The sequence below is a fragment of the Ruegeria sp. HKCCA0235A genome (assembly GCF_013033235.1).
Taxonomy (GTDB): Bacteria; Pseudomonadota; Alphaproteobacteria; order Rhodobacterales; family Rhodobacteraceae; genus Ruegeria.
The window spans coordinates 180,987-203,518 of the sequence record NZ_WQDQ01000006.1; the positions used below are offsets into that span (position 1 = coordinate 180,987).

At 59.2% G+C, this 22,532-nt stretch carries 22 protein-coding genes; 8 read left to right on the top strand and 14 right to left on the bottom strand.

Annotated elements, in window-relative coordinates:
• Positions 1 to 168 precede the first annotated feature (168 nt).
• Positions 169 to 1,026 carry a DUF2189 domain-containing protein gene (locus GOW56_RS12525; protein ID WP_171206093.1) on the top strand — a complete coding sequence of 286 codons (858 nt, stop codon included), beginning with the start codon at positions 169 to 171 and terminating at the stop codon, positions 1,024 to 1,026.
• A 30-nt stretch (positions 1,027 to 1,056) separates the two neighbouring features.
• Here the strand turns inward: GOW56_RS12525 and GOW56_RS12530 are convergent, their stop codons facing one another.
• Both GOW56_RS12530 and GOW56_RS12535 read right to left on the bottom strand, forming a co-directional pair.
• A complete protein-coding gene (locus GOW56_RS12530) occupies positions 1,057 to 2,043 on the bottom strand; it encodes an NAD(P)H-quinone oxidoreductase (protein ID WP_171119761.1) in 987 nt (328 codons plus the stop codon).
• Positions 2,044 to 2,104: 61 nt separating this feature from the next.
• Complete coding sequence (locus tag GOW56_RS12535) at positions 2,105 to 2,797, bottom strand: COQ9 family protein (protein WP_171206094.1); 693 nt, start codon at positions 2,795 to 2,797, stop codon at positions 2,105 to 2,107.
• Positions 2,798 to 2,908: 111 nt separating this feature from the next.
• Between GOW56_RS12535 and rpsU the strand changes: the two genes are divergently transcribed.
• On the top strand, positions 2,909 to 3,115 hold the full coding sequence (rpsU, locus tag GOW56_RS12540) for a 30S ribosomal protein S21 (RefSeq protein WP_005614280.1): 207 nt from the start codon (positions 2,909 to 2,911) through the stop codon (positions 3,113 to 3,115).
• 297 nt (positions 3,116 to 3,412) lie between these two features.
• A complete protein-coding gene (locus GOW56_RS12550) occupies positions 3,413 to 4,570 on the top strand; it encodes a CAP domain-containing protein (protein WP_254447217.1) in 1,158 nt (385 codons plus the stop codon).
• Positions 4,571 to 4,637: 67 nt separating this feature from the next.
• Here the strand turns inward: GOW56_RS12550 and ppk2 are convergent, their stop codons facing one another.
• A complete protein-coding gene (gene ppk2, locus GOW56_RS12555; protein WP_371419726.1) occupies positions 4,638 to 5,555 on the bottom strand; it encodes a polyphosphate kinase 2 in 918 nt (305 codons plus the stop codon).
• A 280-nt stretch (positions 5,556 to 5,835) separates the two neighbouring features.
• Here ppk2 and GOW56_RS22100 point away from each other — a divergent pair, with 280 nt between their 5' ends.
• On the top strand, positions 5,836 to 6,675 hold the full coding sequence (locus tag GOW56_RS22100; protein ID WP_217358820.1) for a CPBP family intramembrane glutamic endopeptidase: 840 nt from the start codon (positions 5,836 to 5,838) through the stop codon (positions 6,673 to 6,675).
• A 3-nt stretch (positions 6,676 to 6,678) separates the two neighbouring features.
• Here GOW56_RS22100 and GOW56_RS12565 read toward each other — a convergent pair whose 3' ends face one another.
• Positions 6,679 to 7,137: an Lrp/AsnC family transcriptional regulator gene (locus GOW56_RS12565; protein ID WP_152456756.1), complete on the bottom strand. Its 459-nt coding sequence runs from the start codon at positions 7,135 to 7,137 to the stop codon at positions 6,679 to 6,681.
• A 135-nt stretch (positions 7,138 to 7,272) separates the two neighbouring features.
• Here GOW56_RS12565 and ald point away from each other — a divergent pair, with 135 nt between their 5' ends.
• A complete protein-coding gene (ald, locus tag GOW56_RS12570; protein ID WP_152456755.1) occupies positions 7,273 to 8,391 on the top strand; it encodes an alanine dehydrogenase in 1,119 nt (372 codons plus the stop codon).
• Positions 8,392 to 8,580: 189 nt separating this feature from the next.
• On the opposite strand, the gene GOW56_RS12575 is transcribed toward ald, so the two are convergent.
• A complete protein-coding gene (locus tag GOW56_RS12575; RefSeq protein WP_245218130.1) occupies positions 8,581 to 9,342 on the bottom strand; it encodes a mechanosensitive ion channel family protein in 762 nt (253 codons plus the stop codon).
• A gap of 261 nt (positions 9,343 to 9,603) precedes the next feature.
• Here GOW56_RS12575 and GOW56_RS12580 point away from each other — a divergent pair, with 261 nt between their 5' ends.
• Complete coding sequence (locus GOW56_RS12580) at positions 9,604 to 10,302, top strand: glutathione S-transferase family protein (protein ID WP_171206096.1); 699 nt, start codon at positions 9,604 to 9,606, stop codon at positions 10,300 to 10,302.
• Positions 10,303 to 10,352: 50 nt separating this feature from the next.
• Here GOW56_RS12580 and GOW56_RS12585 read toward each other — a convergent pair whose 3' ends face one another.
• The 9 genes from GOW56_RS12585 to GOW56_RS12625 form a co-directional block, all read right to left on the bottom strand.
• Positions 10,353 to 10,799 (bottom strand): YtoQ family protein, encoded by a 447-nt coding sequence (locus GOW56_RS12585; protein ID WP_171119768.1) that lies wholly within the window; start codon positions 10,797 to 10,799, stop codon positions 10,353 to 10,355.
• A gap of 79 nt (positions 10,800 to 10,878) precedes the next feature.
• Positions 10,879 to 13,275, bottom strand: coding sequence for a phenylalanine--tRNA ligase subunit beta (gene pheT / locus GOW56_RS12590; protein ID WP_171206098.1), 2,397 nt, complete (start codon positions 13,273 to 13,275; stop codon positions 10,879 to 10,881).
• A 78-nt stretch (positions 13,276 to 13,353) separates the two neighbouring features.
• Complete coding sequence (locus GOW56_RS12595; protein WP_171206099.1) at positions 13,354 to 14,148, bottom strand: PHB depolymerase family esterase; 795 nt, start codon at positions 14,146 to 14,148, stop codon at positions 13,354 to 13,356.
• A 250-nt stretch (positions 14,149 to 14,398) separates the two neighbouring features.
• Positions 14,399 to 14,902, bottom strand: coding sequence for a hypothetical protein (locus GOW56_RS12600; RefSeq protein ID WP_171206100.1), 504 nt, complete (start codon positions 14,900 to 14,902; stop codon positions 14,399 to 14,401).
• A gap of 86 nt (positions 14,903 to 14,988) precedes the next feature.
• Entirely contained in the window at positions 14,989 to 16,062 is a 1,074-nt protein-coding gene (pheS, locus tag GOW56_RS12605; RefSeq protein WP_171206101.1) for a phenylalanine--tRNA ligase subunit alpha, read from the bottom strand.
• Positions 16,063 to 16,132: 70 nt separating this feature from the next.
• Positions 16,133 to 17,503 carry a glutamate--cysteine ligase gene (locus GOW56_RS12610; RefSeq protein ID WP_171206102.1) on the bottom strand — a complete coding sequence of 457 codons (1,371 nt, stop codon included), beginning with the start codon at positions 17,501 to 17,503 and terminating at the stop codon, positions 16,133 to 16,135.
• A gap of 66 nt (positions 17,504 to 17,569) precedes the next feature.
• Entirely contained in the window at positions 17,570 to 18,097 is a 528-nt protein-coding gene (locus tag GOW56_RS12615) for a hypothetical protein (RefSeq protein WP_171206103.1), read from the bottom strand.
• Positions 18,094 to 18,819 (bottom strand): endonuclease NucS domain-containing protein, encoded by a 726-nt coding sequence (locus GOW56_RS12620; RefSeq protein WP_171206104.1) that lies wholly within the window; start codon positions 18,817 to 18,819, stop codon positions 18,094 to 18,096. The genes GOW56_RS12615 and GOW56_RS12620 overlap by 4 nt, the downstream gene beginning before the upstream one ends.
• A 9-nt stretch (positions 18,820 to 18,828) precedes the next feature.
• Positions 18,829 to 19,554: a 16S rRNA (uracil(1498)-N(3))-methyltransferase gene (locus GOW56_RS12625; protein ID WP_171206105.1), complete on the bottom strand. Its 726-nt coding sequence runs from the start codon at positions 19,552 to 19,554 to the stop codon at positions 18,829 to 18,831.
• Positions 19,555 to 19,566: 12 nt separating this feature from the next.
• Here GOW56_RS12625 and ubiA point away from each other — a divergent pair, with 12 nt between their 5' ends.
• Both ubiA and GOW56_RS12635 read left to right on the top strand, forming a co-directional pair.
• Entirely contained in the window at positions 19,567 to 20,529 is a 963-nt protein-coding gene (gene ubiA, locus GOW56_RS12630) for a 4-hydroxybenzoate octaprenyltransferase (protein WP_152456743.1), read from the top strand.
• 64 nt (positions 20,530 to 20,593) lie between these two features.
• Complete coding sequence (locus GOW56_RS12635; RefSeq protein ID WP_171206106.1) at positions 20,594 to 22,531, top strand: OmpA family protein; 1,938 nt, start codon at positions 20,594 to 20,596, stop codon at positions 22,529 to 22,531.
• Position 22,532 lies beyond the last annotated feature (1 nt).

Here is a 22,532-nt window from a genome sequence, read left to right on the forward strand (position 1 = left end):
AAGCTAACATGACTGCGATGCGGAGCAATCGTCAGATATCAGAGTGTTGATCAGGATTCCGCCAAACTGTGCTACACTGCGATCAGGCGTTGTCGGCTGGTCCGGCCACGGACAACTTAATGCCGGATCCATTCCGCGGCGCAAATCTCGCCAGGAAAGGGGATGAAAATGGCTAAAACAATCGGAAATCCGATCAGTTGGGCTGCCCAGAATCTGGGGGCGGCCAGTGATCATGTCTCGGACAGCGTTTCAAAACTCGGAAGCGCAGATACCACGCATTTGCCGATGGTGCAGACATTGACGATGCAAGATCTGCGCGCCTGTCTGAAGGCGGGGTATCACGACTTTGTCGAAACACGGGCGGATGCCATATTCATTGTGCTGATATACCCGATTGCGGGGCTTTTGATGTTCGGCTTTGCCCTGAACGTCAACATGGTGCCACTTCTGGCGCCTCTGGTCGCCGGTTTTGCCTTGATCGGTCCAGTCGCAGCTGTGGGGCTGTATGAGATCAGCCGCAAGCGAGAACAAGGCAGCACGGTGCATTGGTTGGATGCGTTCGGTGTATTCCGCTCTCCGGCTTTCGGCGCAATTCTGGTTTTGGGTTTTTATCTGGTGATGCTTCTGCTGATCTGGCTGATGGTGGCGCAGAGCATTTACACGCATACAATGGGGCCAGAAGCCCCCGCGTCACTTGGCACTTTTGCCAAGCAGGCCGTCACTACGGTTGCCGGCTGGACCATGATGGTTGTCGGACTCGCCGTTGGGTTCGTGTTCGCTCTTTGCGCTCTGGCGATCAGCGTTGTCAGCTTTCCGTTGCTTCTGGACCGGCAAGTCGGATTGCCGGTGGCGGTCGTGACATCGTTTCGCGTGTTGCGTCACAACCCCGGCGTCATCTTGACCTGGGGGTTCATCGTGGCGGCCCTTCTGTTTCTGGGTGCCCTGCCGATGCTATTGGGCCTGATCATAGTGATGCCGGTTCTGGGCCATGCCACATGGCACCTGTACCGCCGCGCGGTTGCGTGAACGCGCGGGTCTGCCCCGCGCGCGCGGAGTTCAGCCCGCCACGTTCAGGACGATCTTGCCAATATGGCCCGAGCTTTCCATGCGTGCATGGGCGGCCGCAGCCTCGGCCAGATCAAATTCGCTGTCCATGACAGGCGCAACCTTGCCTGCCTCAAGCAGAGGCCAGACAGCTTCGCGCAGGTCCTGCGCAATCCGGGCCTTGGCCAGATCGCTTTGCGGGCGCAGGGTGCTGCCGGTCAGGGTCAGGCGCTTGACCATCATCAGGGCAAAGTTCAGCTCGACCACCGGGCCTTGCAGGAAGGCGATCTGGACCAGCCGCCCATCCTCGGCCAAAGCTTTGACGTTGCGCGGGATATAGTCGCCTCCGACCATGTCGAGGATCAGGTTTGCCCCGCCTTCGGCCCGTATGACGGCCACAAAATCCTCATCGCGGTAGTTGATCGCCCTTTCCGCACCCAGCTTGACGCAAGCCTGACATTTTTCATCCGACCCTGCGGTGGCAAAAACGCGGGCGCCAAAGGCATTGGCCAACTGGATGGCCGTCGTGCCAATCCCGCTCGAGCCGCCATGGACCAGAAATCGTTCACCGGCCTTCAGCCCGCCCCGCGTAAATACATTGGACCACACGGTGAAAAAGGTCTCGGGCAGGCAGGCCGCCTCTTTCATTCCCATGCCGGCAGGAACCGGTAGGCAATGGGCCGCAGGGGTGGCGACATATTCGGCATAGCCGCCGCCCGGCAGCAACGCGCAGACCTGATCCCCAACGGACAGTCCTTCGACCCCGGCCCCGACCGAGACCACTTCGCCCGAAGCCTCAAGCCCCGGCAGGTCGCTGGCACCGGGCGGCGGATCGTAAGCGCCCGCACGCTGCAACGCGTCCGGCCGGTTCACCCCGGCATAGGCCACTTTCAGAACGACCTGCCCCGCACCCGGTTCAGGAATCGGTCGCTCGGTCAGTTGCAAAACATCGGGACCACCCGGTTCGGTGATCTCAACAGCGCGCATCATCTGGGTCATAGGCACCTCCTTTGCCCAATGCCTAGCAGGCATCAGGGCCAAGGCCCAGCATCAAGACGCGCTACTTTCGGGGGTTCAGCATTCCCGGAAGATCGGCCCGCATTTTGACCGGAGCCTTCACCTGACCCGCCAGCCAGTTCGGAACCGCCAGAAACGGTTTCAACACCGGGTTGTCGCGCAACTGCGCCTTGAGCTTTTCAAACTCCATGACATTTGCGATCCGGCGATCCAGAAACTCCCACGTGTTCTGATGATCCGGGCTGTCATCACCCAGCCAGAACAGCAGGGTCGAGGAATAGACACCAGACAAAGTGGCCCGCTTCGTGTACCAGTTCACATCATCCGAGCTGTCGCCCAGCGCATCCCAGATCAGATCGCAGGTCTGCCAAACCGCCTTGGCACCGTCGGCCGCATGGGTTGGCAGGGAAAACAGCGTCATGCCCCGGCGCACCAGTTCTTTGTCCTCGACGGCCTGCAACCGGAACCGAACCGCTGCGGCAATCCTGTCGCGGAATTTCAGTTCGCTCAGGTCCTCGGACCTGATGCGGTCCAGCATCGCCTGATCCCCGCGCGCGTGGTAGGCCAGCGCCAAATCCACCGCGCCGCGCGGACAAATCGCGCGCGCCAGACCGTCATCCAGACCACAGTCGGAAATGGAGGCGCGGAAACTGGATTCCGACCACCCATCGAAGGGAACATGGATCAGCATCGCATCCAAAAGCTGCTGTTTTGCATCTTCATATGTGGTCGTCATGGCGGTTCTCCGGTTGTCGGACCCAGTACTAGACAAGTTAGAGCGGCTTTGCTATACGGCCAACTCCTGCAATTTCCTTGCAACTCTATCTAGAAAGGTGGTGACAACCACATGCAGGTTAGTGTTCGCGACAACAACGTCGATCAGGCGCTTCGTGCCCTGAAGAAAAAGCTGCAGCGCGAAGGCGTGTTCCGTGAAATGAAGCTGAAGCAACATTTCGAGAAACCGTCCGAGAAAAAAGCGCGCGAGAAGGCTGAAGCGATCCGTCGTGCCCGTAAACTGGCACGTAAGAAAGCACAGCGCGAAGGTTTGCTCTAAGACCTTTGGTCTCGTCCAGCTTTGGATGACACTATTTGACGACCCCCGAGGCATCGCCCGGGGGTTTGTCGTTTCGGCGATCGGTTTCAATCCGCCGACTCGTGGTACCGGCTGTGCGACAAGCCGCCATTTCCTCACCAGCAACATTTTGCCCGGCATTTTGCAGCGCAGCGAATCCCGCATCGGTAGCATCGCGTCGCCAAAACTCGCCTGAAGTGAAACACCCTCTACCACCGTCGATATCCCGACCTCTAAGTGAGCCCGTCCGGAAGGGCACAAACACAAACGGAGGCAAAAATGTCGACTGCAAGTACATTCGAACGCGAGATGCTGGAGCTGATCAACCAGGAACGCACATCCCGCGGGCTCAACCCGCTTCAGCTTGAGACGCAGCTGAACGATTCATCCGAAGATCACAGCACCTGGATGCTGGATACAGACACGTTCAGCCACACCGGCTCGGGCGGTTCCAGTGCGACCCAGCGGATGCAAAACGCCGGGTTCGATCTTGAGGGCAACTGGCGGACCGGCGAAAACATCGCATGGCAGTCCGAACGCGGGCAGCCCGGCATCAGCGATGACGTGGCTCAGTTGCACCAGAACCTGATGAACAGCCCGGGCCACCGCGCCAATATTCTGAACCCGGATTTCAAATATATCGGGATCGGGATCGAAACCGGCGATATGCAGGGTTTTGATGCGGTGATGGTCACCCAGAACTTTGCCGCAACCGACGCGGCAGTCATGCTGGACAACGGCAATACGAACACACCGCCCGTTCCGCCAACCACGCCGGACGAAGTTGCCGTTCCGGAAGAGCCGGAGCCCGAAACACCCGATACTGACGTCACCGAGACCGAGGAACCGGAACCCGAAACGCCCGATACCGACGTCACCGAAACCGAAGAACCGAAACCCGAAACACCTGACACCGACGTCACCGAGACCGAAGAGCCGGAGCCCGAAGCACCCGATACCGACGTCACCGAGACCGAAGAACCAGAACCCGAAACACCTGACACCGACGTCACCGAAACCGAAGAGCCGGAACCCGAAACACCCGACACCGACGTCACCGAAACCGAAGAGCCGGAACCCGAAACGCCCGATACCGACGTCACCGAGACCGAGGAACCGGAACCCGAAACGCCGGACGTGGACGTGGTTGACGGAGGTGAGGCCGAGACGTTCTGCTTTGACGTTCAGGCCTTCCTGGATGAAATCGCCAGTTTCCTCGAAAACCTGCAAGCGCAGTTTGACGAGTTCAACTGGGGTGACGATATGAACGGCGACACGGACGTGGCAGACACCGATGATATCGACATGATGCCGACCGTCGACGTCACGCCGGAAACGGAATCCGAGCCTGCGGGCACCGAAACAGCCGACGTCGATGACTGTGACATCACAATGGTCAACTTCTTCCACTTTAACTGCATGATGGATGCAGCCTGATCATTTGACCCTGTGCGAGGCCGGCCGTGTCGGCCTCGCATATTCCGGCTCAGAGCCTGATTTTGCTTCAATAGATCTTTGGTACGTAAAGCTCATCCGGCAAAACGCGGCGTTCGTATTCCGGGTTGTACTTGCGATCGGGCAGATTGACCTTTTCCTGAGGCACGTCCTCGTAAGGGATTTTTGTCAAAAGATGCTCGATACAGTTTAGCCTTTCGCGTTTTTTGTCATTGCCTTCGACGATGTACCACGGGGCCTCGGGGATATTCGTTCGGAAAAGCATATCCTCTTTGGCCTTTGTGTAGGATTCCCAGCGGATGCGGGATTCAAGATCCATCGGTGACAGCTTCCATTGCTTCATCGGATCGTGAATACGCATGAGGAATCGCAACTGCTGTTCCTCGTCCGTGATCGAGAACCAGTATTTCAGCAGAATGATCCCTGACCGCACCAGCATCCGCTCGAACTCAGGAACGTCCTGAAAGAATTGTTCAACCTGGTCCTCGGACGCAAAACCCATCACCCGCTCGACGCCGGCCCGGTTGTACCAGGAGCGGTCGAACAGAACGATTTCACCCGCTGCCGGCAGGTGCGGTACGTAGCGCTGGAAATACCACTGGCTTTGCTCTCGGCGGCTGGGTGCCGGCAACGCCACCACGCGCGCGACGCGCGGGTTCAGACGCTGGGTGATCCGCTTGATCACGCCCCCTTTACCGGCACTGTCACGGCCTTCAAACAGGATACAGACCTTGGCTCCGGTATGCTGTACCCAGTCCTGAACCTTGATCAGTTCGGCTTGCAGGCGCAGCAGGTTGCGGAAGTAAACCTTGCGATCCAACATGTCCGGATGCTGTTCCCGATAGATTTTCCGGACTTCCATCGACAGCATCGGCTCACTGAATTCTATCTCGAAATCTTCGTCCAGCGTGTCCTCCAGCTCGGCTTCCAGCCAGTCTTTGGGGGCGCCAGTGTTTTCGTTGTCCAAGGTCAGCTCCTTCTCGGTCTTCGGGTTCGGACCATATCGGGCCCGTGTAACAACCTGATGCCACCAGATAAATTGACGCTAGGGTCACGAGTCCTGCGGCTGTTGTCGTGCCTGCAAATCAGGTCCAGCGCGGGTATACGGTCTTTCCCCTGAATTTGTACATCTGGCCCGGGGGATACAAGCGTCTGAATTGACGCAATGCACGGCGCTTGGCCACGGATGCTTGCATTGCCTCGTTTTGGTGCGGCATCACGGTGCGCATGACAAAGACGAGGCGATTGTGACATTCCTTCTTTCCGTGATGCCCGCGATCTGGCCCTGGCTTGTTCTGATATCAGCGCAATTGATGGTGCTGACCCGGCGGACAGGCATCGGCTTGTCGCTGCTGGTTTTGTTCATAAGCATTGCCTCGGTGACAGGATTGATGTCACCCATGGCGATCGCCGCGGTGGCCATTGGTCTGGTCGGAGCTTCATTGCTGCCCCATCTGAAAGGATGGCCTGCTGTCGCCGGACACTTGTTGTTGATCCTGTGGTGTCTGGTGATGGGTGCACATCTGCTGCCGGGGTTCGAAAATGTGAAAATTCTGGATCAGGTACAGGCGGGTACGGGAAGCGCCAGTTTCACCCTGCATCTGAACCTGGACAAACCGATGGTCTTCTTTGCCGTACTTCTGGCCTGGCCCGGGATGCTGCGCGGCAAAACGCAGATCAAACGCACGGCCTTGCTGGCAGGGTTGCTGCTCCTGCCGGGGCTGTTTCTGTTGGGGCTTTCCTTCGGCGCGGTGCGCCCGGAATTTGCGATCCCGCCCTGGTGGCTGGTATTTGCCCTGTCCAACCTGTTTCTGACCTGCCTGACGGAAGAAGCCTTCTTTCGTGGCTATCTGCAATCGGCCATCTCGTCACGTTTTGGGGCTGTTGGCGGTGTAATAGCAGCCAGTCTGCTGTTCGGGCTGGCCCATGTCGCCGGGGGTCCGGCGCTGGTGGTTTTTGCTTCTATTCTCGGGCTGGCCTGCGGATTGGGATACTATGCAACCAGACGCCTGTGGGTGCCTGTGATGGTGCATTTCGGGTTCAACCTGACCCACCTTTTTCTGTTCACCTATCCCGGGCCTTTATGACAATTAGACGGGTAAGGCAGTGGTCTTGAACACGGTACGCAAGGCAAACGAGCTTTGCATTTGCGCCACCCCGGGCAGGCGCGACAGGTATTGCCGATGGATGCGGGCGAAATCTTCGGTGTTTTCCGCCACAACTTTCAGAATGTAATCCGCCGTACCGGCCATCAGATGGCATTCCAGCACATCCGGTATCCGGGCCACCGCCTTTTCAAACGCATCCAGAACCTCTTCGGCCTGACCCTGTAGCGTGATCTCGACAAAGACCGTTGTCGGCACGTTCATCTTCCGCGCATCCAGCAGGGCCACGTAGTTGCGAATGTAGCCTTCAACCTCCAGCCGCTGAACACGCCGGTGGCAAGCCGACGGAGACAAGTTGACCTGTTCAGACAATTCCGAATTCGACATCCTACCGTTTTTTTGTAATGCCGCCAGAATCTTTCGATCAGTCGTATCTAAGCTCATTTATGCAATTCCTTTGCAAGGTTTTTGTATATTACGCGATATTCTCCCAAAGAAAAATGTACTGACACGTTTTCTTTCACAGAAATTGCACTGCGAAATGCACATAATTTAAGCAGTTTATGTACGGAGAACCCCATGAAAATCGGTTGCCCCAAGGAAATCAAACCTCAGGAATTCCGCGTCGGGATGACGCCCAATGCTGCTCAGGAAGCAGTCGCACGTGGCCACGAAGTTCTGATCGAATCCGGCGCAGGCATCGGCGCGGGATTTGACAACGACGCCTATGTCGCGGCTGGCGCGCGTATCATTGACACTGCGGAAGAGGTGTTTGCTACCGCCGACATGATCGTCAAGGTCAAGGAACCCCAGGCCGTGGAACGCAAGATGCTGCGTGAAGGGCAGTTGCTGTTCACCTATCTGCACCTGGCCCCGGACCCGGACCAGACGCATGACCTGCTGGAATCGGGTTGCACCGCAATCGCCTATGAGACTGTGACCGATGCGAACGGCGGCCTGCCCCTGCTGGCACCGATGTCCGAAGTCGCCGGTCGTCTGGCCCCTCAGGTCGGGTCGTGGACACTGCAAAAGGCCAATGGCGGGCGCGGCGTTCTGATGGGTGGCGTACCCGGTGTCGGCCCTGCCAAAGTGGTCGTAATTGGCGGCGGCGTCGTTGGGACCCATGCGGCGAAGATCGCTGCCGGAATGGGCGCGGATGTCACCGTTCTGGATCGCTCCTTGCCGCGGCTGCGCTATCTGGACGACGTCTTTGGCGGAACCTTCAAGAATCAGTATTCGACGGCGGGTGCCACGGCCGAGCTGATCCAGGATGCCGATATGGTCATCGGTGCCGTTCTGATCCCCGGCGCTGCGGCCCCAAAACTTGTCTCGCGCGCCCAGTTGTCGACGATGAAACCCGGTGCCGTACTTGTCGATGTTGCCATCGATCAGGGCGGGTGCTTCGAGACGTCGAAAGCCACCACCCATGCCGACCCGATCTACGACGTCGACGGCATCATGCATTACTGCGTTGCCAACATGCCGGGCGCAGTGGCGCGCACCTCGACCATCGCCCTGGGCAACGCAACAATGCCGTTCATGCTGTCTCTGGCGGACAAAGGCTGGAAACAGGCGTGTCAGGACGATCCGCATCTGCTGGAAGGTCTGAACGTCCACGCTGGCAAGCTGACCTACTATGCGGTCGGCAAGGCCCTTGGTATTGACGTCGTCTCGCCCAACGTAATCGTCAAGTCGTAACCACTCCCGCTCCTGAAATCGCTTTTGAAAAGCGATTTCCAGCGTTGGGCATAGCGCCACGCCACAGGCGTGGCGCGGTCGGACCCAAAGCGATGGTTTGAACAAAGAAAAGGGCACCGCGCCCTTGCGCGGTACCCGGCCTAACGGGAGGAGGGCATTTTCGAATGCCCGATCGACGGGCGGGAGCCGTCACCCCTGTTTCTGGATTTCCACCGAATGAGGGTAAGGGATCGAAATACCCTTGTCGTCAAAGGCTTCCTTGATCGTTTTCGTCAGCTCGAATTTGACATCCCAATAGTCTGGCGCCGAGCACCACAGCCGTGCCGTCAGATCCACCGAGCTGTCACCCAGGTTCGTAACCCGAACCCAGGGTTCCGGGTCGCTGTGAATGCGACTGTCCGCTTTGGCCACATCCAGAATGATCTGCATGGCTTTGTCCGCGCTGTCACCATAGTCGATTCCGAATACCAGATCGACACGACGCGTGTCATGGGCAGAGTAGTTCGTGATGATCGAGCCCCATGCCTGACCGTTCGGAACAATGATCTGCACGTTGTCCGGCGTCACCAGCTCGGTGGTGAACAGGTTCAGGTCCTTTACGGTGCCTGACGTGCCGCCGATATCAACGAATTGACCCAGCTTGTAAGGCCGGAAGACAACCAGCATCACACCGGCCGCCAGATCGCTGAGCGTGCCTTGAAGCGCCAGGCCGATAGCCAGGGACGCGGCACCCAGAATGGCGACGATGCTGGTGGCTTCAATTCCGAAGATGCCCAGAACGGCGACCAGAACCATGGCGAGAATGGCCCATTTGACCAGGCTTGCCATAAAGTTCCCAAGCGTCGGATCAATATGCGGCGTCGAATTGATCCGGCGGCGAACCATGCCCCCGATTGCACCAGCCACGATCCAGCCCAGGATCAGAACGACAAGCGCCTTGACGGCACTCATGATCAGCGGGGCAAATGCGCCCACCTGTGTTACGACCTCATCCACGCCCATCTCCTTTCAACAGCAAGAAACCCGCGAGGTTATCGCGGGGGTCACCAGATTGTGAGCCAAGTTTGGCTTCCGGTCTAGGTGCGAGTTTCGTTGGATTTCCCCTTTGTTCGCCAGAAAACACGGCCTGACCGGAAATGCACATCGCCAAGGGCTTATATAAATCAGGCGTGGCCCCTAGCTTTTACAGGGACAGCCAAACAGGAGCCCCCAATGCTGGACAACAAACCTCATCCGATCATGGCGCGCTGGCCCGCGCAATCCCCGGACAAGATTCAACTGTATTCCTATCCGACTCCAAACGGCGTAAAGGCATCGATTATGCTGGAGGAAACCAGCCTGCCCTATGAGCCCCATCTGGTGACGCTATCGGATGCGGATGTCAAAAGCCCCGAGTTTCTGTCGCTGAACCCAAACAACAAAATCCCAGCCATCATCGATCCCAACGGGCCGGACGGTGAGCCGCTGGCCCTGTTCGAAAGCGGGGCAATCCTGCTGTATCTGGCCGAGAAATCAGGCAAGTTGCTGGGACAAAGCGCGGCAGACAAGCATCGCATTACACAATGGCTGATGTTCCAAATGGGGGGCGTAGGGCCGATGTTTGGCCAGCTTGGCTTCTTCTACAAATTCGCGGGCAGCGAAATCGAAGACCCCCGACCGCGCGAACGCTATGTCAACGAGGCCAAACGCCTTTTGAACGTGGTCAACACGCAACTGGAAGGGAAAGACTGGATCGCCGGCGATTACTCCATCGCCGATATCGCTCTTGCTCCCTGGTTGAATGCTCTGGACTTCTACAGCGCGAAAGAGGTTGTTGGCTGGGACGACTACGCCAATGTCGTCGCCTATGTCGACCGTTTCATGCAGCGCCCGGCGGTGCAGCGCGGCAAGGCCATACCCTCACGCGCTTGATCTGTTTCGCGATTGACAGGGTGCCGAAACCGGCACCCGCATTGAAAAACTCAGCCCGGCAGTGCACCCGTCAGCACATACCGCAGGATTTCGACAACCTGCGCGGGCTTTTCCGCCACGGCCAGCGCGGCTGCATCCACTTCTTTCAACGCGTGCTGATGCTCGGGGCCGTGCAGCACGATGATGGATTTGCCCAGCGCTGCGGCATAGCCCGCATCAAAAGCCGCGTTCCACTGTTTGTACTTGTCGCCAAACCGTACAACCACAACGTCAGCATCCGAAATGCCCTTGCGGGTCCGGATCGCGTTGACCATCGCACCCTTGTGGTCATGCCAGTATTTGTTCGGCTCTTCCCCCAGAATGGCAACGCCGCAATCGTCGCTGGCCGCGTGGTCCGTCACCGGGCTGTTGAATGTGATGTCCAACCCCTGCGCGCCGTCGATGATCTGTTCGCGCCAATCGGTGTGGATTTCGCCAGAGAGGTACACGTTCAGCATCTTTAGTCCTCCGCAAGAACGAAAAGGGCGCGCCGCCCCTTCATATTTTCAATAATGCGCCTCCGGAACCTGCGCGGCATCAACCCCGCAGAACGCCGCCGGTTGCCTTGGTGACCTTGGTGATGATCTTTTCGGCCACCGCTTCGATGTCCTTTTCCTTCAGCGTCTGCTCTTTCGGCTGCAAACGTACCGTTATGGCCAACGATTTTTTACCTTCACCCAGGCTGCCACCGATGAATTCGTCAAAGACACGCACATCTTCGATCAGCGCCTTGTCGGCACCTGCCGCCGCGTTCACCAATGTCAGCGCCTCGACGTTTTCATCAACGACAAAGGCAAAGTCACGTTCGACCGCTTGCAAGTCACGCAATTCCAATGCGGCACGTGTGGCACCGGACTTGCGGGGCGAGGGAACCTCGTCGGGCCAGATCGAAAAGGCCATTGCCGGACCCTTGATATCCATCGCCTGCAACACGCGCGGGTGCAGCTCACCAAAAACACCCAGCACCTTTTTGGGACCCAGGCAGATCTTGCCGTGACGACCCGGATGCCACCAGGCATCGCCGTCGCGCAGAATCTGTACCTTGGCCGGTGCTCCGATCGCCGCAAGAACGGCCTCGGCATCCGCCTTGGCATCAAAGACATCCACCGGGCGCGAGGCCCCGTGCACATCCTTGGGGCCGTTGCGGCCAACCAGCAGGCCGGCGATCTGGGTTTTCTGGTCGCCGGGTTCGCCATCGTGGAAAACAGGGCCAACTTCGAACAGGGCGACGTCGGCATATCCGCGTGCCTGATTGCGCGCCGCGGCCTGCAACAATCCGGGCAGCAGATCCGGGCGCATGTGGCTCATCTCGGACGAGATCGGATTTTCAAGCATGGTCGCGTCATCCCCGCCACCGAACAAAGCAGCCGAAGCCTGATCGATGAACGTATAGGTGACGCATTCGTTGTAACCCAGCGCGGCGCAGGTGCGGCGCGCCATGGACTGGCGGCGCTGAGTCGGTGTCATCACCGGCTTGGGAATACCATCGGTGACACGCGGCAAGGGCTTGCCCTGCAACTTGGTCAACGAGGCGATCCGTGCGACCTCTTCCACCAGATCGGCCTCACCCATGATATCGGGGCGCCAGCTTGGCACGTGGGCCATTTCGCCCTCCAGACGGAAACCCAGACGGGTCAGCGTCTGACGCTGCTCGCTTTCGGGAATGTCCATCCCGACCAGAGACTGCACCCGTTCGGCATCCAGCTTGTACGCACGCGCGTGGTTCGGCGCTTTGCCCGCCTCGACCACTTTGGACGCTTCGCCGCCGCAGATGTCCAGAATCAACTGGGTTGCGTGCTCGAGCCCTTCCAGCGTGTATTCAGGGTCCACGCCGCGTTCGAACCGGTACCGCGCGTCTGAATTGATTTTCAGCGCCCGACCCGTCAGCGCGATCTGCACATGATCCCAAAACGCGCTTTCCAGGAACACATTCACAGTATCCTCGGTGCAGCCGGTTTCCTGACCGCCCATGATGCCTGCGATGGATTCCGGGCCTTTGTCATCTGAAATGACCATCATGCCGGGCTGAAGAGTGTATTCCTTCTCGTCCAGCGCCACCAGGGTTTCACCGCCTTTGGCGCGATGAACGCGAAGGTTGCCCTGCACCTTGTCCGCGTCAAACACATGCAGCGGGCGGTTATGGTCAAAGGTCATATAGTTGGTGATATCCACCAGCGCCGAAATCGGACGCAGCCCGATCGCCTTCAACTGATCCTGCAACCACTGCGGGCTGGGGCCGTTCTTGACGCCCTTGATAAGGCGGCCCGTGAAATGCGGGCAGCCATCCAGCGTATCCTCGTCAATCGATACTTTGATCGGGCTTTCGAAATCACCGGGCACCGGCACGTAGTCGCGCTGTTTCAGAGTGCCGATCCCACGCGCCGCCAGATCACGCGCGATGCCTTCCACGCCCAGCGCATCGGGCCGGTTCGGAGTGATCGCGATCTCGATCACGGGATCGACTTTCGACGGGTCATTCTCGGCAAGCCAATCAACGAACCTGTCACCGACCTCGCCCGAGGGCAATTCGATGATGCCGTCATGTTCGTCCGACAATTCCAGCTCGCGCTCGGACGCCATCATGCCAAAGCTTTCGACGCCGCGGATCTTGCCGACGCTGATCGTCAGGTCCAGACCGGGGATATACATGCCCGGCTTGCAGACGACGACAGTAATCCCTTCGCGGGCGTTGGGCGCGCCGCAGATGATCTGCAACTCGCCTTCATCCGTGTCCACCTTGCAGACACGCAGCTTGTCGGCGTCAGGGTGTTTTTCCGCGTGTTTCACATAGCCCAGCGTAAAGTCCTTGAGCTTGTCAGCCGGGTTGATGACCTCTTCGACCTCAAGGCCAAGGTCGGTCAGCGCCTCAGTGATCTCATCAACCGACGCATCGGTGTCGAGGTGGTCTTTCAGCCAGGACAGAGTGAATTTCATTGCTCGGGGCCTTTTTTGGCAGATATCCAGTCGGCACAGGCAATGACAAAGAATGCGCCAAGGTGCAAGCGCTGCGGGTCACGGATAGGTGGGGGTGCGGCCCAAAAGCTCGTCCAATTGCCGCCCGATCCAGCCATGCGGGATGAAATGCCCGCCCGGATGGGTGTCCAGCACCACCTGCCCCTGCGCACAATCGGTCCATTCCACCCGGCTGAGCGTCAGGAACGGTCTCACGCTCCAATCCGCGCGCGGGGTGGCACCGTTGCAGTTGTATTTCTTTCGCCACAGCGCCACCGGATAGGTGGTATCGCCGCCCGGTCCAAAGGGAAAATCCATCACCGTATCGTCCAGCCCATGCACATGGCGCACCTCGCGCGGGGCTTCGGGGCAGGCTTCGGTTTGGCGGATGCTGCCCGCAACGGCCAGCAGGGCGGCGATGTCATTGCCCGACTGGCACACATAGCGCCAAGCCATCGCGCCACCATAGGAATAGCCCGAGACATAGATGCGTTTCGGATCAATCGGATAGCGCTTGGCGACATCCTCCAGCACCGCATCGGCAAAGGGCACATCGCCCGTGTCCGAGGTCCAAAAATCCCAGCTTTTGCCCAGCCCGTTCGGGGCCACCAGCAGCACGCCCCGCAGCTTGGTCGCGCCTGCGATGCGTTCATGGTTGACGACAACAGTCCCCTGCCGCGCCCAGCCGTGGAAATGTAGCAATACGGGCAGAGGCGTTTCGCCGTCCCATTCATCCGGTTCCAGCACATGGTATGAGCGGTCACCGACCTGACAGGCGGTATCGCCGTGGCACGTGTCCACGGCGGCGGCTTGGGTTGCGGTCAGCAGAAGAAGGCAGAGCAGTCGATAGATCATAAGCCGGAGCCTACTCGGCCTTAGGCCAGTGTCACGTCACAACCCCGTGGGACATTGTGACAAGCCACGCCATCGCCAGACCGCGGAGTGGCGATCCTCAGGGCGTATCGGGCAATCTATAATGACCAAATCAGAGCTCTGTTCGAGCGTGCGGCTAACGGAGACAAATCGCCAGCCCGTGCGTGCGGTCTGGCGATGGCGCGGCGGCCTTTCGGCATTTAATCCGCACAGCTAGAGCAAGCTAGGTGCGTCACTCTAACTTGAGCATATCCAGACTGTAAGCTCTCACTCGGATTTCGTTCACTAGCTTTTCTATTGCCTTATCGAATTCAACTACAGCGTCATCTACTACTAACTTGCAACGGTCGCTTAGATCTTTCTTTTCTATTTTGCCACCGGGGCCCGCCTCTTGAGCAATGCTTACAAGCTCCTCAGCGATTTTTTTGAGTATGTCTGAAGTCGACTGGTAACACTCACGCACAAACGGTAGGATTTCAGCATGCATAAGGACAGTTGCCGCGTTAATTTGCACCTGCAATTTGCGGCGAGCTTTGATGGTTTCTGACAAATGGCCTCTTAAGGAAGCTAAATCTTCGAACTTCATGTCGACAAACGCCAGTTTCGTTTCGGTAAACTGTTTCACCAGAGTTTCGTAAGCTCTACGCTGCTCCAACCCGATTTGCAGTTTTCGATCTTCTTCCTTTTGCCGTGGATAAGCTCTGAAAGCGATAAGCAACGCTGTGGCTGAAGCCATTAGAGCTGGCCCCCAATCGGAAAACGACCCAAGCCAGTTGAAATCACGACACACATTTTCGCATGCCGTGATTACTTCTGCACTATTCACCGAGACAAACCACCATGCAGGTTCGGCATATCCAGTGCCGCGAACCCGTAGTGGCGCAGCCAGCGCAGGTCGGAATCAAAGAAAGCCCGCAGATCAGGGATACCGTATTTCAGCATCGCCAGACGGTCGATGCCGATGCCGAAGGCAAAGCCTTGATAGACCTCCGGGTCGATGCCACCGGCGGCGATCACCTTGGGGTGGACCATGCCCGAGCCCAGAATCTCCATCCAGTCGTCGCCCTCGCCGATTTTCAACTGACCGTTATCCCAGGAACAGCGGATGTCAACCTCGGCCGACGGCTCGGTGAAGGGGAAGTGCGACGCGCGGAAGCGCAGTTCGACATCGTCGACCTCAAAGAACGCTTTCACGAACTCTTCCAAAACCCATTTCAGGTTCGCCATCGAGATGTCCTTGTCGATGGCCAGCCCTTCGACCTGATGGAACATCGGCGTATGGGTCTGGTCATAGTCGGCGCGGTACACACCGCCCGGACAGATAACGCGGATCGGCGCGCCTTGTTTCTCCATCGAGCGGATCTGCACCGGAGACGTATGGGTGCGCAGCACATGCGGCGGACGGTTATCGCCCTCGGCGCGGTGCATATAGAACGTGTCCATCTCGGCCCGCGCGGGGTGGTGGCCGGGGATGTTCAGGGCGTCAAAGTTATACCAGTCATCCTCGATCCGCGGCCCTTCGGCCACCGAGAAGCCCAGTTCGGCAAAGATCGCGGTCAGTTCCTCGGTCGCCTGGCTGATCGGGTGGATCGAGCCCTGACGGCGCGCGCGGGTCGGCAGGGTGACGTCCAGCCATTCGGTGCGCAGACGTTCATCCAGCGCGGCGTCGGCCAAAGCGGCCTTTTTGGCGGACAGGGCCGCGTTGATCTCATCCTTCAGGGCATTCAGCGCAGGGCCTGCCACCTGGCGTTCCTCGGGCGTCATTTTACCCAACTCGCGCATCTTCAGCGCGACCTCGCCTTTTTTACCCACGGCGGCGACACGGATCGCCTCAAGCGCGTTCTCGTCGCCTGCCTCGGCGATTTGGCCCAGATATTTTGCCTTAAGATCGTCCATGACGCCCTCTGAATTTGGTCGCCAACCTGCTATCGGGCCAGCCCCGCGAATGCAAGCGGGACCGGGCGGATCAATAGCTGTATTCGGGGAAAATCCGGGTCAGATCACCGTTCCAGTCGCCGTTGTAGTGTTCCAGCAACTCATCCGCAGGCACTTTCCCGCTTTGGATGCTGTCCTTGAGCGCGTTGAGGAAATGGGTCTCGTCCGGCACCAGGCCACCGGCACCGGGATAGGCGCGGGCTTTCAGGCCGGCCTCGGAGATCGCCACAACCTCACGCGCCAGATCGTGCATGTTGATGGTGCCGACCTTCGCTTGCAGACCGTCTTTGGCAGCCGCGACACGCAGCGCCTCGCGGGTCTCGGTGTCCCAGCCTTTGACCAGATCCCAGGCCGCGTCCAGGGCCGTCTGATCGTAAGTCAGGCCAACCCAGAAGGCGGGCAAGGCACACAGGCGCCGCCATGGTCCACCATCGGCCCCGCGCATTTCCATGAATTTCTTGATCCGTGCTTCTGGGAAGGCGGTGGTCAGGTGGTCGGCCCAATCGCTGAGCGTGGGCGTTTCCCCCGGCAAGGCGGGCAGTTCGCCTTTCAGGAAGTCGCGGAAAGACATGCCCAGCGCATTGATGTACTGGCCGTCGCGATAGACGAAATACATCGGAACATCGAGCGCGTATTGCACGTAACGTTCGAACCCGAAGCCGTCTTCGAACACGAAAGGCAGCATGCCCGTACGCGCATCGTCCAGATGCCGCCAGATGTAACTGCGCCAGCTTTTCTGGCCATTTACCTTGCCTTCGAAAAAGGGCGAGTTCGCAAACAACGCCGTTGCCACCGGCTGCAAGGCCAGCGCCACGCGCAGTTTCTGCACCATGTCGGCCTCGGACCCGAAATCAATGTTGACCTGAACCGTGCAGGTCCGCCGCATCATGGCGCGGCCCATGGTGCCGACCTTTTCCATGTAATCGTTCATCAGCCGATACCGCCCCTTGGGCATCAACGGCATTTCCTCATGTGTCCAGGTCGGTGCCGCGCCCAGACCGATGAAACCCACGCCGATCTCATCTGCGATGTCTTTCACCTCGCGCAGGTGGGTGTTCACCTCATCGCAAGTTTCGTGGATGGTCTCGAGCGGAGCACCCGACAGCTCCAGCGCGCCGCCCGGCTCCAGGCTGACATTGGCGCCGTCCTTTTCCAGACCGATCAGATGACCCGCTTCACGGACTTCGGCCCAACCGTGCCGATCCCGCAGACCTTCCAGCACGGCCACAATCGAACGGGTGCCCTCGAAGGGCAACGGTTTCAGCGTGTCCTTGCAGTAGCCGAATTTCTCATGCTCGGTGCCGATGCGCCAGTCTGCCTTGGGCTTGCAGCCCGACTCCAGATATTCGGCCAATTGCTCGTGGCGTTCGATTGGTCCGCCGCCGGACTGGGGGATGGACATGAGACCCGTGCTCCGATCCTGATGTGTCTGTCTTTTGGCCAGTCGTGGGGGCAAACCGCGCCGGTGTCAATGCAGCCGAAGGTGTGGAGGGCGCGAGGGCGTACGCTCCCAAATCACGACCGGATGGGCCGATCCACCGTTCAGTTCGGCCAGCATATGCTCGGTTTTCAGGCCCGGAAGCGCCGAGAAGACATCGAACAGCGCCTCGGCCCCTTCCGCATTCACAGGAATGTGAAGCACCGCCTGACCCGGTTGTTCCAACACCCAATGCGCCGGCGTCGAGGTCGGATCGAGCGCCAGCCGCTCAATCTCGCGCGTGGCGATGATGCCGCCATCCAGTGGGCCGAAATAGGTGATCTGACCTTCATCGACTGTCACGACACCCTGTCCGCCAGTGCCGGTTCTGAACCGCGCGCGCTGCACCCCGATCACCGCCAGGACGATTGCGACAGCGACAAGCAGCCAGCCGATCCACCCCAACAGACCACCGGGCCCGTTGATCCAGCTGAGACCGAGGATCAGGACAAACCCGGCTACCAGCACTTCGCGCCAGCGCCACAGGGCGAGTTTGGCCTCGGGTCGGATGAAACTCATGACAAAGCCTCGAACGCAAACGAAACCGAGTAACGAACCAACGTTAGGTTGGGGACTGCCTTTGAGGCCGAGATCGTGCGCCGGTCAAACTCATGAGCGACGATAATCCCTCTGACGGCTTCTTCGCCTTCGTCGACCAAATCACCCATGTACCCCAATATCTGGGCGACAACCTTCGAATCGGTTTTGCCGGCTTTCAACTCCACAACGACCAGGCTGCCATCCGCGCCGCGGCACAGAATATCGATAAAGCCCGAGGTCACTGCCCGTTCAGCACCGTCATCCACGATTTCGAATCCGGCATCCAACAAAGAGATATTTTGCCGAATTGCGGTTTGCATATCTCGCTCAAGCGAAAACCGCTGCCTTTCAGGCTTCGTCTGTCCTGTAGTTTCAAGTCTTTCGTTCGCGGCTGTCAAACTGCTTCCAGCTTGGATTTCACGCAAGAACCGTGCGTAGCGCTGAACTGCGTTCTTGTAGGATTGCAACCCGTTTCGCAGATTTCCATTGATCGGAATCCGTGAGGGGTTCTCTTTGTCGCTGCGCTCGTCCGAAGTCGAGTAGTTCAGACTTGCCAGAACGTCTTCCAGTTTCCCAAGGCCAAAGGCTTCGTCCAATGAGCCATAATGCGTTTCGACTTTTTGGACCCGGTGAATTTGAGCGACACAGGTGTTTTCTGCATAGCCCTCGGCAATAAGCCAATCCCGATATTGCGCTTTCATTGTTCCAACCTAACCCCAATCCCCCAGCGCCTGCTGCCACATGGTCAATGCAGCCACCGCTGCCGTGTCGGCCCGCAGGATACGAGGGCCAAGGCTGACCACATGCGCGAATGGCAACCCTGTCAGACGCGCGCGTTCCTGGTCCGAAAACCCGCCTTCCGGGCCGATGAGAATCGCCCAGGGCCGTCCTTTCTCATTGGCGGCCAGTCGCAGGGCCGATCCAACCTCGGCTTCGTTGCAGAACATCAGTTGCCGATCTTCGGGCCATGCATCCAGCAGCCGATCCAACCGCTGCAAATCGGCAACCTCGGGCACGTAGGTTCCGCCGCACTGCTCGGCCGCCTCGACCGCATGGGCCTGCAGGCGGTCCTGACGAATGCGTTCGGAATTGGTGAACTCGGTCTGCACCGGCAGGATACGCGCCGCGCCCATTTCGGCGGCTTTTTCCACGATGAAATCGGTGCGGGCCTTTTTTATGGGTGCGAACAGGAACCACATATCGGGTGGCAACTGCAACGGTTTCGTCTGTTCGATACAGGTCAGCTTCCCGCCGCGTTTTCCCGCCTCGGAGACTTCGGCCAACCACTCTCCGTCCCGCCCGTTGAACAGGGCGACCTGCCCTTTGACTGCAAGTCGCATGACACCAAAGAGGTAGTGCGCCTGGTCGCGCGTCAAAGGAACCGATTGCCCCTGACCCAAGGGCTGCTCTACATACAGTCTGATCTTCGCACTCATGAGACCCTACATATGCAAGGCAATGCCCCAACACCAGATGGTCAAGTCGCCGATGCCGTCAGCGGCAACTGGGTCGACACCCACGCCCCGGCCTTTGCTCGCCCCTATCTGCGCCTCAGCCGCGCGGACCGACCCATCGGGACATGGCTGCTGCTGATTCCCTGTTGGTGGGGGCTGGCGCTGGCGATCCTGCATGATGGTCAGCCGCGTTGGGAAGATCTGTGGATCGCCGTGGGATGCGCATTTGGGGCCTTCCTGATGCGGGGCGCCGGTTGCACGTGGAATGACATTACGGATCGGGAATTCGACGGGCAGGTCGAACGCACACGCTCGCGCCCGATTCCTTCGGGTCAGGTCAGTGTCCGGCAGGCCGCGGTCTGGATGGTCCTGCAATGCATTCTGGCGCTTGGCATCCTTCTCAGCTTCAATCAGGCGGCAATCGCAATGGGTGTTCTGTCCCTGCTGCCCGTGACGATCTATCCGTTTGCCAAACGGTTTACCTGGTGGCCTCAGGTGTTTCTGGGGCTGGCCTTCAACTGGGGCGCCCTTCTGGCCTGGGCGGCGCATAGCGGTTCCGTGGGATGGCCAGCGGTGACGCTTTACCTGTCTGGAATCGCGTGGACCCTGTTCTACGATACAATCTATGCGCATCAGGATGCCGAGGATGACGAACTGATCGGCATCAAATCAACCGCTCGTCTGTTCGGAGCTGATACAGCGCGGTGGCTGAAGTACTTCTTGGTGGCGACCGTGTCGCTTATGGGGCTGGCCATCGTCGATGCAGGGGTGCCGGATGCCTCGATGCTGGCATTGGGCGTTGCGCTCTGTGGGCCTTGGGCAATGGGCTGGCACATGATGTGGCAACTCCGCGCGCTGGACATCGAAGACAATGCCAGGCTGTTGCAATTGTTCAGGCTCAACCGCGACACTGGCTTGATTCCGCTGATCTTCCTCTGCGTCGCCCTGTTGCTCTGATTGCACCTGCTGAACGCGGCCTGTAAAGATCGGCCCAACCGCCTGAGGAGTGTCAAACCCAAACATGCGTCTGCCGTATTTTATCGTTGTTTCCCTGATCTTTCTTGTGTCAGCCGGGCTGTCGCTTTTGGCAGCCAGCTATGCCGTCACAAAGATCGAAGAAACATCGGAATTCGCCGTGCGCCGGGCGCTTGATCTCAAAGGACACGACTGGGCCGAGGTCGAGTCAGACGGCTTGCGCGTGGTCCTGACCGGGATTGCACCCGATGAGGCGACACGATTCAACGCACTGACCGCAGCCGGAACCGAGGTCGATGCGTCCCGTGTAATCGATGAAATGGAGGTCGAAGCGACCTCTGCCCTGGCGCCGCCGCGCTTTTCGGCGGAAATTCTGCGCAACGATCGCGGCATATCGATCATCGGCTTGATCCCCGCCAGCGAAGACAGAGATGACCTGATCAGAAGGCTGGGCAACCTCGACCCCAACATCGCGGTTTCGGACCTGATGGAAACCGCGGATTACCCCAAGCCCGATGGTTGGGATGCCGCGATATCATATGCCATCGAGGCGCTGGCCAGCCTGCCGCGTGCCAAAATTTCCGCAAACGCCGATTTGGTCAAAATCACCGCCATTGCGGACAGCCAACAGGAAAAACAACGTCTTGAACGCGATCTGACCCGCGCCGCGCCGCCCAGCCTGCGGATCGGGCTGGCGATCTCGGCACCTCGTCCCGTCATAACGCCCTTTACGCTGCGTTTTCTGATCAACGAAGACGGTGGGCAATTTGACGCCTGTTCGGCACAGGATGCAAAGGCACGCGACCGGATCGTGACCGCTGCGCGCGATGCCGGCTTGTCGGGAACATATTCCTGCACCATCGGTCTGGGCGAGCCCTCGCCACGCTGGCCCGAAGCCGCCGAGAAGAGCATTCAGGCACTGGCCAGAATCGGCAAAGGCTCGGTCACGATGTCGGATGCGGACATCACCCTGGTTGCGGCGCAAGGCACGGATCCAGCCTTGTTCGACCGGGTTGTAGGTGAACTTGAAACAGCGTTGCCTCAGGTCTTTGCCCTGCATGCTGTGCTGCCGGAACCTGAAACCAGCGAACAGACCGGACCCGTCGAGTTCTCGGCGACCCGCAGCCCCGAAGGGCTTGTGCAACTGCGAGGGCGTCTGGGGGATGAAACGTTGCGGGACATGGTCGACAGCTATGCCCGCGCGGCCTTCGGCTCGGATCAGGTCTATACCGCGACCCGCATCGCGTCGGGGCTTCCGGCAGATTGGCCGGTGCGTGTTCTGGCCGGCCTCGAGGCGTTGGCCCAGCTTCACAACGGGGCCTTGACCGTAACACCAGGCTCGGTCGAACTGACCGGCCTCAGCCATGAAGAGGATGCCAAAGCCCGTATCGCAGGTCAGTTGTCGGACAAGCTGGGCGAAGGGCAGGAATTCACCCTGACGATCACCTATCAGCCTCCGCCAGAGCCCGAAGACGCGCTGCCCGATCCTGAAGTCTGCGAAGCGCAGATCGCCGAAATCCAGACCGTCAGCAAAATCGCGTTCGAACCCGGATCAGCGACGATCGCATCCGACTCGCGCGATACGGTGAACCAGATCGCCGACATCCTGCGTGACTGCGGGCCGATCCGGCTGGAGATCCAGGGCCATACGGACAGCCAGGGCCGCGAAGAGATGAACCAGCAGCTCAGCCAGGCACGGGCGCAATCGATTCTGAACGAGCTGCGCGGGCGGCGCATTCCCACCAGCAGCTACACTGCCGTTGGATACGGTGAAACACAGCCTATCGCGGACAACGACACCGAAGAAGGCCGCGAAGCAAACCGGCGGATCGAGTTCCGGCTGATTCGTCCCGAGCCGGTCGAAGCCTCCGAAACAGGCCTCGAAGCGCTCGAGGCTGAGGCCGAGGTTGGGGCTGAGGCCGACGCGCCTGAAACGGATCAGACCGAATCGACCGCACCAGACACGGACGCAGAGGACCAGTAAG